We start from the raw sequence: 14,021 nt of genomic DNA, 5'->3' as shown, positions 1-14,021 counted from the left end.
CGGGGGCGGTGGTTGGGGAACGTCATGGGTCCTGTCCTTCACGGTTCGTGGGGTGGAAGTCGGGGCAGTGCGGAGCCATCAGGGTGGGGCGCAAGAAAGACCAGGCCGCACAGCCGCAATCACTGCTGCGACCAGGCCAGCTGGTGAAGGATCGGCTGCAACCGCCGCAACGGGCACCTGCAGCGCAGCGGCCTGGTCCGCCGTCGAACGACCGATGGCTACCAGCACGAAGGGCTGGTCTGGCAGCAGTTCGGCAAGCCGCCGGACGGCGCTGGGTGAGGCCGCCAGCACGGCGGAAATCCGTCCCTTGGCAATCTCGACGGCGGCGCTCCCGGGTGTGATCAGCGGCGCAACCGGGGCCTTCCCGCCGTCGTGGTCGGCCTCAGCGATCATGTGCAGGCGCCGCTCCGGGGCCGCGGGGAAATCGACGGTGCGGTAGGCGGTGACCACCGTGACGTCGTGACCGGCAGCGCGGAGTCCAATTGCCAACCGTGAGGCGGCGATGTCAGCCTGCGGCAGGAGCAGGGAACCGGTCCCGGCAGGCCAGTCGGCAAGGAGTCCGGCAGCTGACTGGTCTCCAGACGGCACCCGGTCCACCCGTACGCCGTTGGCTTCGAGCAGCCGCCGGGTGGCAGGTCCGATGGCTGCCACCCGCGTGGCGGCTGGCAGCCACGAGCCGAGCGTGAGGCCACGCTCGGCGGCCTTGGCAGCCAGGACCTGAACGGTGGTGGCGCTGCTGAGGACGAGCCACGAGTAGGCGCCGGCGCCCAGGGCGTCGCACGCTACATCCAGGGCATGCTGGTCCGCCGCCCGCTCAAAGTCGATGAGCGGCAGCAGGACCACACTGGCTCCCGCTGCGGAAAGGGCACTGACCAGTCCGGTGGAGCGTTCCGGGCTGCGCGTCACCAAGACCCGGGCACCAGCAAGGGGCCGGTCAGCCTCCTGCTGGGCCAGCGGGACATCCATCGCGGGACTCAGGACGCCTGAAGATCGGCGATGTCTGCTGCCCCGGCGGCAAGCAGTGTCTCTGCCAGTTCGATGCCTAGCAGGGTGGCGCCAACTTCCGTCAGACCGTCAGTTGCCCGCTTGTCCCTGACAGTGGCGGTGCCGTCCACAGCACAGACCACTGCCTCTAGGTGCAGCATGCTGCCCTTGCGGAAGGCGTAGGCACCTACGGGCGCAGCGCAGCCTGCTTCCAGCCTGGCCAGGAGCGCGCGTTCGGCCGTGACAGCAAGGCGGGTGTCCGGGTCATCCAGCGCAGCAAGTGCCTGCGCCAGAACAGCGTGCGAGCCCTCGGCGCTGCCAGCCTTGCGCGGCGCATCTGCGGTGCGGCATTCGATGGCCAGGGACCCCTGACCCGCAGCGGGCAGCATGACGCTGGTCTCGAGGAATTCACTCACGGTGTCCAGCCGGCCGATTCGCTCCAGGCCAGCGGCGGCCAGGACCACTGCATCCAGGTCACAGGTCTTGCCGGGCACCACGTCGGTGCTGGTGTTGCCCGGCAGCCCTGGCACGCGACCCAGCCGAGTATCCACGTTGCCGCGGATATCAATGATGGCCAGGTCCGGACGGGCAGCTCGCAACTGGGCGGCGCGCCGGGGCGAGCCCGTTCCCACGGTGGCACCAGCGGGAAGCTCGGTAAGTTTCAAGCCATCCCGGGCACACAAGACATCGCGCACGTCCACCCGTTTCGGGGTAGCCGCGAGGGACAGTCCAGCAGCAGCACCGGTGGGCAGGTCCTTCAAGGAGTGGACTGCCACGTCGCACTCGCTACGAAGCAGTGCCTCACGAAGGGCCACCACAAAGACGCCCGTGCCACCCATCTGCGAGAGCGGTCCCGTCAGGACATCACCATCGGTGCGGATGTGGACCAGCTCCACGGGAAAGCCACCCACCGCAACAAGCTGGTCGGCTGTCTGCTGGGTCTGCGTGAGCGCCAGTTTGCTGGCCCTCGTCCCAACCCTGACCGTCACTGGTCCCCCGCGCTGGCACCCTCGGTGGCCTCCGTTGTGCCAGCGGTGGCCGGGTACGGATCGTGGCCGGTTCCCACGGTGGTGTCGGCTGCCGAAATGGCGGGCTTTTCGCCGCGGAAGTTGGCGCAGCAGCCGGGCCGGCAGACGTCGTACCACGGCCCCAGGTCAGTGACGGAGGGACGGTCGCTGATGTTGTTGGCCACGGTCCGTTCCAGGATCAGGTCCACCATGCCATTGACGAACTTGCGGTGAGTGCCGGGGGTCGGAACGCGGGTCGCGGCCAGCCCCAGGTTGCCGCAGGTCTCCATGGCTTCAGTGTCCAGGTCCCAGACGACTTCCATGTGGTCGCTGACGAAGCCCAGGGGAACAATGACGATTCCCTTGACTCCGTTTCCAGCGAGCTCTTCGATGGCGTCGTTGATGTCCGGCTCCAGCCACGGAACGTGCGGTGCACCCGAGCGTGACTGGTACACCAGCGACCACGGCGCCGTCAGGCCTGACTCTTCTTCGACGCGGCGGATCACGGCAGCAGCCGAAGCCAGGTGCTGTGCCACGTACGCGGAGCCTTCTTCAAACTCGCGGGGCTCGCCCTCTGACCTGCCGGCAGCGTCGGCGTCGCGGGTGGGAATGGAGTGGGTGGCGAAGAGGATCTGGATCGGCGCGTCCGGGGTGCCGGCGGCGGCCAACTGGGCCTTCACGTCGGCGAGGCCGGCCGCAGTACCTTCCACGAAGGGCTCCACGAAGCCAGGGTGGTCGAAGTACTGGCGGACCTTGTCCACCTCGAGTCGGCCGTCGAGCCCGGTCTCGGTCAGGGCAAGGCCGATGTCTTCGCGGTACTGGCGGCAGCTGGAGTAACACGAGTAGGCACTCGTGGTGATCATCAGCAGGCGGCGGTGGCCGGCGTCGTACGCGTCCTGCAGCGTCTGCGGGATGTACGGGTCCCAGTTTCGGTTGCCCCAGAGGATCGGCAACTCGATCCCGCGGGACGCGAACTCGGATTCGAGGGCCGCCTTGAGCTCACGGTTTTGCTGGTTGATGGGGCTGATGCCGCCATTGGCGCGATAGTGGTGCGAGACCTCTTCAAGCCGTTCGTCGGGGATGCCACGGCCGCGGGTGACGTTGCGGAGGAAGGGAATGACGTCGTCCTGGCCTTCGGGACCGCCGAAGGAGGCGAGCAGGATGCCGTCGTATTCTTTGGGCGCCATCCGACCGGCCTCGGTCACCGGGTTGACCACGCCGCCGCCGCCGGTTGCCACCGTGCTCATGCCAGCACCTCGGCAACCTCGGCAGCGCTCACGCGGCGGCCCGTGTAGAACGGGACTTCCTCGCGGACATGGTTTCGGGCTTCGGTGTTGCGCAGGTGCCGCATCAGGTCCACGAGGTCAACGAGTTCGGGAGCTTCCAGGCCCAGGATCCATTCCCAGTCGCCCAGGGCGAAGGAGGAAACGGTGTTGGAGATGACCTGCGGGAACTCGCGGCCCAGCAGGCCGTGTTCGCGCAGCATGCCGCCACGCTCGGCGTCGGGCAGGATGTACCACTCGTAGGAGCGGACGAACGGGTAGACGCAGAGCCACTCCGCCGGTGCCACTCCGCGGGAGTAGGCGGGCGTGTGGTTCTTGGCGAATTCCGCCTCGCGGTGCACGCCCATGGCCGACCAGACGATCTCGGTGCCGGCGAACAGGTCGCTGCGGCGGATGTCGCGGATGGCCTGCTGCAGCTCCTCGGGCTGGGGGCCGTGCAGCCAGACCATGACGTCGGCGTCGGCGCGCATTCCCGAGACGTCGTAGCTGCCGCGGTGGGTCACGCCACGCTGGTCCAGCTGCGCCAACAATGCTTCGAACGCGGCTGCGGCGTCGGCGCCGCGCTCAACCTTCGTGGTGCGCTTGAAGACGGTCCAGACGGTAAAGAACTGCTCGGCTGATTCTTCGGTTTTAGTGACAGATTCGGCAGAAGTGTGGCTCATGGATACAAGTCTGCCCCCTACGGGCCGTCTAGGCGAAACCAGTCACTTCTACAGCCCGTAGAAGTGACGAAGGTTACATAAATGCAGTCCCCTCGGCATCACTCAGCGCCGGCGAACCCGGAGGAAAGTCACTCCCGCAGCGCCGGACAGCCCCACCAAGCCCAGACCCAGCCAGACCATGAAGCGGTTCATTTCAGGCCCGGGCGTTGCGGCTACAGACGCATCGACAGCCCCGCTCTTGATCAGACGCACGGAGCTGGATGTGCGGATCTGGAAGGTGCCGCGTCGCTGCAGGGCCGTTTCCTGCGGAGCCACGGTGGGCTCCCCGGATTCGACGGCGGCCGGCAGGGTGGCGGGTCCTTCCGGCACCACTGGTTCCGGCGCCTCTTCGGTGGCCGGACCGGCGTCGGCGGCTTTCGGCACCACGCCGGGTGGGGTGCTGGTTGGCGGGGCGGTGGTCGTTGGCGCGGACGACGGCGGCACCACGGTGGGCACGGGCGTCACGGGCGCAGCAGTCGAGGTAGGCGCAGCAGTGGGCGCCGCAGATGATGACGGTGCGGGCGAAGTCGGTGCGGGCGAAGTCGGTGCTGGCGTGCCAGGTGCAGTGGCGGACGGGGACGGCGAAGGAGCCTCGAGTGAGGTCGAAGCGCCGGGCGTCGGATCCACCGAAGATTCGACCACTGCGACGGACGGCAGTACCGCTTGGACCTCAAGCGTGCCGGGTTTGGGCCACGGTACGGAGTCGTCCGCGTGGGTCGTGCCTGTTCCGGCGGTGAGAACCAGTACCGCTCCGATGGCCGCAGCTGCCGTGCCGCGTCGTAGTCCCCCATGGATACCAGTCCGGGACAAAATCCTGGACGAGTTATAAGCCATGGGCATCGACACTAGCTGGCGCATGCAAGCCGGCGAAACCCCGTGTCGAGTCCCCTTGGCCCGGCGGGAGCCGCACGCCGCGTCGACCGGCTCCCTGACCAGCAGTGATGTCAGGAAGTGAGTTTCTGGATTTGGTGGCGTGTGTCGGAAACTACTGCCGCCAAGCCGTTTCCGGCCACCCAGCCGCCAACCACCGCCACGCGGCCGACGCCCTCGCAGGCCTCGCGGATGGACTGCACGCGGGCCCGATGTCCCACAGCGGCGAAGGGCAGGGCGCCCGCCCAACGAACCACGTCCCATGCCACCACGTGGTTCTCGCTGATGGGGGTGTCCAACAGTGTCTGGGCGTCGCGAAGTGCTGCAGCCAGCAACTCCTGGTCCGATTCCGGGCCTGGTTGGTGCACGCCGGCGCCATCCACTTTGCCGTAGGACAGCCGCACCACATGCCGCCCAGGCCCTGCCGCAGCAGCCAGCCAATCCCACTTGCCGGTGGCATGCGTGAGTGCTTTCGCCTCGATACCTGGGGTTTCTGGCGCCACCAGGACCCCCGTGCCGCGCGGCCGGTCTGCGAGCGCCGGTTCGTCCAGCACCAGGGTTACCAGCTTGACGTCGGGCCCGGTTCGGGGCCGCTGTCCGGCGATGGCGGGGATGGCAGGGGCAAGCAGGTCGACGGCGGTGGGGCCGTCGACGGCCACCACCAGCAGCTCTGCGGCAAGGTTCCGCCCCGGCAACGTCACGGTCCAGCCTGCCAGCGAGTGGCTGACGCCGGCGGCCCGGGTCCCGGACAGCAACGTGACCTCCCGACGTCGGAGGTCGGCAACCAGCGCGTTCACCAGGGTGTGCATCCCGCCGGCCAAGCCGGCCACCGCGGAACCAGCCTTGGCCGGCGCAGCTCCCTGCCCAGAGGTGGCGGCTGGGTTCGCGGCGCCGCCCCGGAGCCGCTGCGCTGTTACCGCGGCAGCGAGCGAACCGTGCTTCACGATTCCGGTGCGGAGACCGGGAGCCACCATGTCGACGTCGAGCATTCCGGGGTCGGCCGAGTGAACGCCGCCTACTACCGGCGCCACCAACCGGGTGAGGACACGACTTCCCATTCGCGCTTTGACCAGGGCGGAGACGCTGGTGACCGCTGCGGAGGTGCCCACGGAGGCGGGCAGGAACCGGTCCAGGCTGGCACGCAGGGAGCCGAAGAAGCCCAGGGAGCGGCGGACCTCGGGATCCCACGGGTTGGCTGGAATGCCCAGCACTCCGGTCTTGGGCAACTCGCGGGGTCCTTCGGGCAGTTGCACCCAGGCACCGCCGGGCCGGGGCGCCACGATCAGGCCACCCAGGCCCAGTTCCGTGGCCAGGGTTGCCACGGCGTCGGATCGCGTGGCGAACGATTCCGCGCCGCTGTCCAGGGTCAGGCCAGCCAGTTGGTGGCTCCCCACGCAGCCACCCCAGCTGTCGCCGGCCTCAAGCACCGTCACCTGGTGGCCGGTGGCGGCGAGTTCCCGGGCGGCCAGCAGCCCGGAGATTCCACCGCCGATCACCACGGCGGCACCCTTCGGCATTGGCCTACTCCGGGGAAATGGAGTGGATGAGCTGCACAACCTTGGTCAGGACCGCTGGATCAGTTTCCGGCGGGACACCGTGGCCAAGGTTCAGTACGTGGCCGGGTGCGGCCGAGCCGGCAGCGATGACGCTGCGGACGTGGGCTTCGAGGACCTCCCACGGTGCCGGCAGGAGCGCCGGGTCAATGTTGCCTTGCAGCGGGACGGTGCCGCCCAGGCGGCGGTTGGCTTCGTCCAGGGGCAGCCGGTAGTCGACGCCCACCACGTCCACGCCGACGTCGCGCATGGCCACCAGGAGTTCGGAAGTGCCGGTGCCGAAGTGGATCAGCGGCGCACCGTAGTGGCGGACGTGGTCCAGTGCTCGGGCCGAGGCCGGGGCCACGAACTTCCGGTAGTCCGCCAGACCCAGGGAACCGGCCCAAGAGTCGAAGAGCTGCGCCGCGGAGGCCCCAGCTTCCAACTGTGCCTGCAGGAACATCCCTGAAGCGTCAGCTGCCCACTGGGCCAAGGCGTTCCACGTTTCCGGATCGGCGTGCATCATGGTGCGCGGACCCAGGTGGTCGCGGGAGGGCTTACCTTCCACCATGTACGCGGCCAGGGTGAACGGCGCGCCAGCGAATCCGATCAACGGCGTCTTGCCGAGCTGCGCCACAGTGAGCCGGACAGCCTCACGGATGGGCTCGAGTGCTTCCCAGGTCAGGGTGGGCAGGGCAGCGACGTCCGCGGCGGTGCGGACTGGCTTGTCCAGCACGGGACCCACGCCGGGAACGATGTCCACGCCGACGCCGGCCAACTTCAGCGGGATGACGATGTCGGAGAAGAAGATCGCCGCGTCCACGTCATGCCGACGGACCGGTTGCAGGGTAATTTCTGAGGCCAGTTCCGGCTGCAGGCAGGAGTCCAGCATGGCCACGCCCTCGCGGATTTTGAGGTACTCGGGCAGTGACCTGCCGGCCTGCCGCATGAACCAGACCGGGCGGCGGGACGGCTTTCCGCCACGGTAGGCGGTGATGAGGGGAGAATCTGCCGTCCGGCCATCCAGCAAGGGATGATCTGCGGGAAGGACACCGGCAGCGGACACGGCGGGGCTCAAAGTCATGCTCTCGATTGTGCCGAAAATCTGCCGCAAAAGATAACGGGAAGCGGCTGCGGCCGAGCCGTTCGGACGACCCGAACGAGGGATGTGAGGCACCTGTCACCCAGCCGGTTGTTCTACCGAGCTGAGAAAAAGCTATGATTGGTTCGTTGTGGTTCTTTTCTCATTGGTGGCTACACACGCCGACATCGACCTTGAAACCGTTGCCCAGTTGAGCAACGGTTCCTCAGGTATTGCCACGTCAGCCCTCTCCGGATCGACTGCTGTCTCCGGGGCTGTGGTCCTGGCAACCTGCAACCGCTACGAAATCTACGGCGAGGCGCCACGTCCTGACGACGTCGAAGCGGCCCGCTCTGCTTTGGTGGCCCAGATCAGCGACGCCAGCGGACTCGCGGAACCCGTGGTGTCCCGCGCCCTGGTCACCAACGTGGGGCCTGACGTCACCCGGCACTTGTTTGCCGTCAGCTCCGGACTCGACTCCGCTGTGGTGGGTGAACGCGAAATTGCCGGCCAGGTACGCCGCGCCCTCATCACCGCCCAGCATGAAGGTACCGCCAGCCCTGGGCTGGTTCGGCTCTTCCAGGCAGCGTCCAAGACCGCCAAGGATGTGGGTGCGCAGACCGCTCTCGGCTCACGCGGCCTATCCATTGTCTCCGTCGCCCTGGACCTGGCCACTGACCTGTCCGAACATGCTGACTGGTCTGCCAAGAAGGTCGTCGTGTTTGGTACCGGCGCCTATGCGGGGGCCACCATGGCGCTGCTGCGCGAGCGTGGCTGCAGCGACATCTCCGTGTTCTCTTCCTCAGGCCGCGCCGAAGCGTTCGTAGCAACCCGCGGAGGCACAGCGCTGACACCGGATACCTTGCGCGTGGCCGTTGCGGCAGCGGACGTCATGATCGGATGCAGCGGATCGGATACTCGGGTGGAGGCAGGCGAGCTCGCCCAGGTTCGGGCGGCATCGCCCCAGCCGCTCATTGCCATTGACCTGGCCCTCACCCACGATTTCGACCCTGCCGTGGGCGAACTGCCCGACGTCGATCTCCTCACCCTCGAATCGGTCCGTCTCGCCGCGCCCCAGGAGCAGGCCGAGTCCCTCAGCCAGGCCAGCAGCATGGTGACGTCCGCGGCCAGCTCCTTTGAGCTCGAGCGTGAGGTCCGTTCGGTAGACACAGCGATTGTGGCCCTGCGCCGGCACACCATGAGCGTCCTGGACGCCGAGATGGAGAAGGTCCGCGCCAAGCACGGCTGCACGGCTGCAGCGGAGGAAGTCGAGTTCGCGCTCCGCCGCATGGTGAAGCAGCTGCTGCACGTCCCCACCGTCAGAGCCCGCGAACTGGCAGCCAACGGCCAGCAGGAAACCTACGTGGCAGCGCTTGAGGCGCTCTACGGCATCACCGTTGACCAGCCGGCCGCACTGGCCCCCAGCACGCCCGCAGCCGCATTGGATGCGGCGGCCGAGTGCCCCGTTGACCACCGGCTGGGCCGCGAAAGCGCTTAGTAGCTGGGCTTGTCGGGCTCGACGTCCCGGACCCAGGCCAGGATTCCGCCCTCCAGGTGGCTCACCCGCTGGTAGCCGGCAGCCTGGGCCGCGGCCAGGACGCTCGCGGACCGGCCGCCCACCTTGCAGTGGAACACAATGTCCTTGTCTTGCGGGAGCTCAGCCCACGCCTCGCCCGCCAGGATCCTGCCCTGCGGGATGAGCACCGAACCCTCGATGCGGACAATGTCGAACTCCCCCGATTCGCGCACGTCCACCAGATCGAAATCCCGGCGCCCGGCGGCTCGATCGGCCAGCATGGCGGCCAGTTCCGTGGCCGTTACCGTATGGGCGTCGTCCGCCGCGACGTCCGGGGTGAGGCCGCAAAACGCCTCGTAGTCCACCAACTGCGTGATGGGCTGGGCGGCGGGGTCCTTGGCAACCCGGATCTCCCGCCAACTGCCGCCCAACGCGTCGAAAAGGGCCACCCGACCCAGCAGGGAGCGCCCGACGCCGGTAATCAGCTTCACGGCCTCGGTCACCATCAGGGCGCCGACAGCCGCGCACAGCATGCCAAACACGCCGCCCTCGCCGCAGGACGGCACAGAACCTGCGGGCGGGGCCTCAGGATACAGGTCGCGGTAGGTAGGTCCGTGCTTCTCCCAGAAGACACTGACCTGGCCATCAAAACGGAAAATGGAACCCCACACATAGGGCTTGCCCAGCAGCGCGGTGGCGTCGTTCACCAAGTACCTTGTGGCGAAGTTGTCGGCGCCATCAAGAATCAGGTCATAGTCGGCAAACAATTCCAGGGCGTTGGTGGCGTCGAGGCGGACGTTATGAAGCCGAACGTGCACCAACGGGTTCAGTGCGGCGATCGACTCGCGGGCGGAGTCGATCTTCAGCTGACCCACGTTGGCTACTCCGTGGATCACCTGGCGCTGCAGGTTGCTGAGGTCAACGGCGTCGTCGTCAACGATTCCCAAGGTTCCCACCCCGGCGGCGGCAAGATACAGCAGGGCCGGCGAGCCGAGCCCGCCCGCGCCGATGACCAGCACTTTCGCGTTCTTGAGCCGGCGCTGGCCCACCGATCCGATCTCCGGGATGATCAGGTGCCGGGAGTAGCGTTCCACCTCTTCAGCGCTGAGCGCAGCGGCAGGTTCAACCAGGGGCGGGAGCACTGCCGTCGAAACATTTGCGGTAACCGTCGAAGCCATACTTCAATGTAGGCCTTGAGATACCGCGCGGTCATATTACCCGGCAGTACAGTGTCTCTGTAACTGCAATGAAAGAAGGACAACTGTGGTCCCTGATGCACGGGCTGAGAACCGGACTGCCGCCGGACCGCAACCATCTCCCCGCCCGGCAGGACAGCGTTCCGCACGATTGCCCCGTGACGAGAGACGGGCCCAACTCCTGGCCGCGGCGCAGGAAGTCTTCGTGGCCAACGGCTACCACGGCGCAGCCATGGACGAGATCGCAGAGACCGCCCGCGTCAGCAAACCGGTGCTCTACCAGCATTTCCCGTCCAAGCGTGATCTTTACATGGCCCTGTTGGAAAGCCACCTGGCCTCTCTGACAACCCTCATGCTGGGTGCGCTGAACTCCACCCACGACAACAAGGAACGCGTGCAGGCAGTCATGCGCGCGTACTTCCAGTTCATTGCCAATGACGACCAGGCCTACCGACTGGTCTTCGAATCCGATCTGATCAACGACGTCGATGTCAGTTCGCGGCTCGAAACCTTCAACCGGACCTTCGCCGACGCGATCGCCCACGTCATCGCCGAAGACACCAAACTGCCGCACCTGGAAGCGGAACTCCTGGGCCGTGGCCTCGCCGGAATGGCCCAGGTGAGCGCCCGGTACTGGCTGGAAACCGACGGCAACCTGGACCTCAATGTGGCCAGCGACCTGATCTACCGTTTAGCTTGGCGCGGAATCTCTCGCTTCCCCAAAGAGTCCTAGACTACAAATAAGACATACGTAACCCCTTTTGACTGGCTGGGAGGCCCCCTGTGGAAATTAAGATCGGCATTCAGAACGTTGGCCGTGAGATTGTGCTCGAATCGACTCAGGATGCGGACTCCGTGGCCAAACTCGTCCAGGACGCCATCACCGCCGGCTCCGAGCTGCGCCTGACCGACGAAAAAGGCCGCCTGGTCATCGTCCCCGGCAAGGCGCTGGCCTACGTTGAAATCGGTGCAGAAGAAGCCCGCCGTGTAGGTTTCGGCCAGTTCTAGGACCCACCAGCCGCAGTTCGCAAGGAGATCCATGCTTTCCCTGACTATCGTGGTGTTGGCTTCCGTGGCCGCTGGCTTCGTCGTGTGGGCCAACGATAAACGGCACGCAACGTACGGCGCTGGCCTGCCCGCCGGTGTCTCGGTGGGCGTGGCAGCACTGGCCTGGCTGATCCTGATGGCGGCCGGTTTCGGTTACTTGCCCGGACTGACGTGGCTCCCTTGGGTGCTGCCGATCGTGCTTGGTGCGGCTGCCGCCGTCGTCGTGGTCACGTACCTGGGGGCCACCCGCTCCAAGCGCGACGTCGAAAGGCTCACCGCGATCCTGCGCCGCTGAATCAACTAAAAAGCCATGTCCGCCACTCACCGAGTGGCGGACATGGCTTTCTAACGCGGACGACGGCGGTCCGCGCCTACAGGAATTCGGCCCGGCCGGTCATCGCTGAGGAAGCCAGGGCATGTTCGCGGCGCGGGATGCGGCCTGCCGCGGCCGCCATTCGGCCCGCCATGACAGCGTGCCGGAAGGCCGCCCCCATCAGCACCGGATTCTGTGCCCGGGTGACGGCGGTGGCCAGCAGGACAGCGTCGCAGCCCAGCTCCATGGCCAGGGCGGCGTCGGAGGCGGTGCCGATTCCGGCGTCGAGGACCACGGGAACCGATGCCCTGGCCACAATCAGCTCGATGTTGTGCGGATTCAGGATCCCCAGCCCGGTACCGATGGGCGCGCCCAACGGCATCACGGCGGTGGCGCCCAGGTGCTCCAGCCGGAGGGCCAGGACAGGATCGTCGTTGGTGTAGGCAAACACCTTGAACCCCCTGTTGACCAGCTGTTCTGTTGCGTCCACCAACTCCACCGCATCAGGAAGCAGCGTCTGTTCATCGGCAATGACCTCGAGTTTGACCCAGTCGGTTTCGAGCGCCTCCCTGGCCAGTTCGGCTGTGAGGACAGCGTCGCGGGCCGTAAAACATCCGGCTGTGTTGGGCAGGACCCGGATGCCCTGGTCCAACAGCAGCTGGAAGAGTGAGCCGGTCTCGGCCGTGGAGTAACGCCGCATGGCCACGGTCGTCAGTGCTGTGCCCGAGGCGATCAGGGCAGCGCCCAGGCCGTCCAGGCTGGGGGCACCTCCGGTCCCCATGATGAGTCGGGAGGACAGGGTAACCCCGTCAATCACCAGGTCATCGCCGGAGCCGGTGACCTGTGCTGCGGGGGCCGTTTCGGTTGCCGTCATGATGCTCAACCGCCCTGCACTGCGGTGACAAGCTCGATGTCATCGCCATCGGCGAGCGCGGTAGCCCACCATTGGCTCCGTGGGACCACCGCGGCGTTGCGGGCCACTGCGACACCCAGCTTGCCGCCGTCGACCGCCTGCCCGTCAGTTGCGAGCGAGCGGCCGGTGAGGGCACTGACCAGGGTACTGACGGAGGCGTCCGCGGCAACGGCGTGCGGGGCTCCGTTCAAGGTGATGTTCATACTGTCTCCTCTACTTTGCGGGGAACGGCGGGGGAAAGCTCGGAAAAGCGGGCTGGCGAGAAGACGTCCCAGCGGGAATCCATGTGGCCGTCCATCAGCCCGGTGCAGATGGACGCGGCCGCCGGTGCCAGCAGGACGCCGTGCCGGAAGAATCCCGTGGCGATGATCAGCCCTGGCACATGGCCGATTGCTGTGGCTGGACTGGGGACGCGGCCCAGCAGTGGCGCGTTGTCGGGGGTGCCGGGGCGTGCCCGCGCCGTGGTTTCGATGAGCTCCAGCTCGGCCACGGCGGGCACCAGGGCCTGCGCGTCGCGGAGCAACTGGTAGACCCCACCGGCGGACACTGGCGCTCCGCCGTCCTCACGCTGGGTTGCACCGATGACCACTGTGCCGTCGTCGCGGGGCACGATGTAGACGGGAACACCGCGGACCAGTCCCCGCACGGTTGTCCGCAGCAGGGGCCGGAGGTGGGCGGGAACGTGGAGCCTGAGGATGTCGCCGTGCACAGGCCTGACCGGTAGGTTCAATCCGGCAGGCAACTGGCCCATGCTGGCCGCGTGCAGCCCGTTGGCCAGCACCGTTTCTTTGGCGTACACGGTGCCGCCGCCCGCCAGTCGCACGCCAACCACTGCGTCTGCAGCCCACACCAGATCGCTGGCGTGATGCGGAACAGCGAACCCGTCCTCGGCGCCAGCCACCGTAGTGCCCGTTCCAGCGGTGCCGGACGTTCCGGAAGGGTCGTGCTGCGCCAAGGCTCGGCGCAAGCTCGCCAGCAACAGCCTGGGGTCCACCTGGTGATCCGCTGCGGTGTCCAGGGCACAGGAGATCGCTGGACTCAGCAGCGGCTCACGCTCCCGGACCTGGCGGATGCTGAGCGGTTCCACACTGAGCCCATGTTGGTGTTGTACCGTGCGGAGGTCCAGCAGCGCCCGGCGGTCCGCGGCGTCCACCCCAACGGCAAGGGTGGGCTCATCACGGTAGCCCACCGGCCCGCCAACTGCGGTGACGTCCCGCGCAAACTGTGGCCATTGCGCGGCAGACTCCAACGTCAGCCCGAGCAGGTTTTCTTCCTGGTAGTGGAGTTCGCTCACCGGCGCCAACATGCCGGCGGCCGCCCAGCTGGCGCCAGAGCCGGGAACAGCGTCAATCACCACCACCGAACGGCCAGAACAACGGGCCTGCCAGGCAATGCTGTGGCCAATGACCCCACCACCAATAACTGCCACGTCGGCGCTGAACTGCGCCTGGGGACGAGAGTCCACGGTGAATCCTTCCCTACGCCGGCATTACCCGGATCAGGTCAAGCGGTCGGCTCTGACGCCCTCTCAGCCCGGCGCTTTGTGACAGCTGCCGCGGGCTCCCGCAGTACCCCACC

At 67.2% G+C, this 14,021-nt stretch carries 15 protein-coding genes and 1 riboswitch; of the genes, 4 read left to right on the top strand and 11 right to left on the bottom strand.

Features of this window, described 5'->3' with window-relative positions:
- Positions 1-78: 78 nt before the first annotated feature.
- From PSET11_RS09415 to hemE, 7 genes are all read right to left on the bottom strand, one after another.
- A complete protein-coding gene (locus tag PSET11_RS09415) occupies positions 79-966 on the bottom strand; it encodes a uroporphyrinogen-III synthase (RefSeq protein WP_124091843.1) in 888 nt (295 codons plus the stop codon).
- An 8-nt stretch (positions 967-974) separates the two neighbouring features.
- Entirely contained in the window at positions 975-1,973 is a 999-nt protein-coding gene (hemC, locus tag PSET11_RS09410) for a hydroxymethylbilane synthase (RefSeq protein ID WP_124091842.1), read from the bottom strand.
- A complete protein-coding gene (locus PSET11_RS09405) occupies positions 1,970-3,238 on the bottom strand; it encodes a ferrochelatase (protein ID WP_124091841.1) in 1,269 nt (422 codons plus the stop codon). The genes hemC and PSET11_RS09405 overlap by 4 nt, the downstream gene beginning before the upstream one ends.
- The gene (gene hemQ, locus PSET11_RS09400; RefSeq protein WP_124091840.1) at positions 3,235-3,936 is read right to left on the bottom strand and encodes a hydrogen peroxide-dependent heme synthase; all 702 of its coding nucleotides are present in this window, start codon (positions 3,934-3,936) and stop codon (positions 3,235-3,237) included. Before hemQ ends, PSET11_RS09405 begins: the two co-directional genes overlap by 4 nt.
- Positions 3,937-4,038: 102 nt before the next feature.
- Positions 4,039-4,809, bottom strand: a complete 771-nt coding sequence (locus PSET11_RS09395; protein ID WP_124091839.1) for a hypothetical protein — start codon at positions 4,807-4,809, stop codon at positions 4,039-4,041.
- A 110-nt stretch (positions 4,810-4,919) separates the two neighbouring features.
- Entirely contained in the window at positions 4,920-6,362 is a 1,443-nt protein-coding gene (gene hemG, locus PSET11_RS09390; protein ID WP_124091838.1) for a protoporphyrinogen oxidase, read from the bottom strand.
- Between the two features lie 4 nt (positions 6,363-6,366).
- Positions 6,367-7,461, bottom strand: coding sequence for a uroporphyrinogen decarboxylase (gene hemE, locus PSET11_RS09385; protein WP_124091837.1), 1,095 nt, complete (start codon positions 7,459-7,461; stop codon positions 6,367-6,369).
- A gap of 148 nt (positions 7,462-7,609) precedes the next feature.
- Between hemE and PSET11_RS09380 the strand changes: the two genes are divergently transcribed.
- Entirely contained in the window at positions 7,610-8,956 is a 1,347-nt protein-coding gene (locus tag PSET11_RS09380; protein ID WP_124091836.1) for a glutamyl-tRNA reductase, read from the top strand.
- Here the strand turns inward: PSET11_RS09380 and moeB are convergent.
- Positions 8,953-10,152, bottom strand: a complete 1,200-nt coding sequence (gene moeB, locus PSET11_RS09375) for a molybdopterin-synthase adenylyltransferase MoeB (RefSeq protein WP_124091835.1) — start codon at positions 10,150-10,152, stop codon at positions 8,953-8,955. The two genes, PSET11_RS09380 and moeB, sit on opposite strands and share 4 nt — an antisense overlap.
- An 85-nt stretch (positions 10,153-10,237) precedes the next feature.
- On the opposite strand from moeB, the gene PSET11_RS09370 reads away from it, so the two are divergent.
- The 3 genes from PSET11_RS09370 to PSET11_RS09360 are packed head-to-tail and all read left to right on the top strand — an operon-like array spanning position 10,238 to position 11,512.
- The gene (locus tag PSET11_RS09370; protein ID WP_124091834.1) at positions 10,238-10,903 is read left to right on the top strand and encodes a TetR/AcrR family transcriptional regulator; all 666 of its coding nucleotides are present in this window, start codon (positions 10,238-10,240) and stop codon (positions 10,901-10,903) included.
- 50 nt (positions 10,904-10,953) lie between these two features.
- Positions 10,954-11,178, top strand: coding sequence for a DUF3107 domain-containing protein (locus PSET11_RS09365; protein WP_124091833.1), 225 nt, complete (start codon positions 10,954-10,956; stop codon positions 11,176-11,178).
- A gap of 31 nt (positions 11,179-11,209) precedes the next feature.
- Positions 11,210-11,512, top strand: a complete 303-nt coding sequence (locus PSET11_RS09360; protein WP_124091832.1) for a hypothetical protein — start codon at positions 11,210-11,212, stop codon at positions 11,510-11,512.
- 76 nt (positions 11,513-11,588) lie between these two features.
- On the opposite strand, the gene PSET11_RS09355 is transcribed toward PSET11_RS09360, so the two are convergent.
- The 3 genes from PSET11_RS09355 to thiO all read right to left on the bottom strand — a co-directional run bounded on the left by PSET11_RS09355 (position 11,589) and on the right by thiO (position 13,908).
- A complete protein-coding gene (locus PSET11_RS09355) occupies positions 11,589-12,404 on the bottom strand; it encodes a thiazole synthase (RefSeq protein WP_124091831.1) in 816 nt (271 codons plus the stop codon).
- A gap of 5 nt (positions 12,405-12,409) precedes the next feature.
- Complete coding sequence (gene thiS / locus PSET11_RS09350; protein ID WP_124091830.1) at positions 12,410-12,646, bottom strand: sulfur carrier protein ThiS; 237 nt, start codon at positions 12,644-12,646, stop codon at positions 12,410-12,412.
- On the bottom strand, positions 12,643-13,908 hold the full coding sequence (thiO, locus tag PSET11_RS09345; protein ID WP_124091829.1) for a glycine oxidase ThiO: 1,266 nt from the start codon (positions 13,906-13,908) through the stop codon (positions 12,643-12,645). The genes thiS and thiO overlap by 4 nt, the downstream gene beginning before the upstream one ends.
- A riboswitch (TPP riboswitch) is annotated at positions 13,902-14,020 on the bottom strand. It overlaps the preceding gene by 7 nt.
- Position 14,021 lies beyond the last annotated feature (1 nt).

Origin of the sequence: Arthrobacter ulcerisalmonis, from assembly GCF_900609065.1 — a bacterium.
GTDB classification, from domain to species: Bacteria; Actinomycetota; Actinomycetes; order Actinomycetales; family Micrococcaceae; genus Arthrobacter; species Arthrobacter ulcerisalmonis.
The sequence above is the reverse complement of the archived record's forward strand: the minus strand, read 5'-3'. Positions and strand labels throughout refer to the sequence as shown.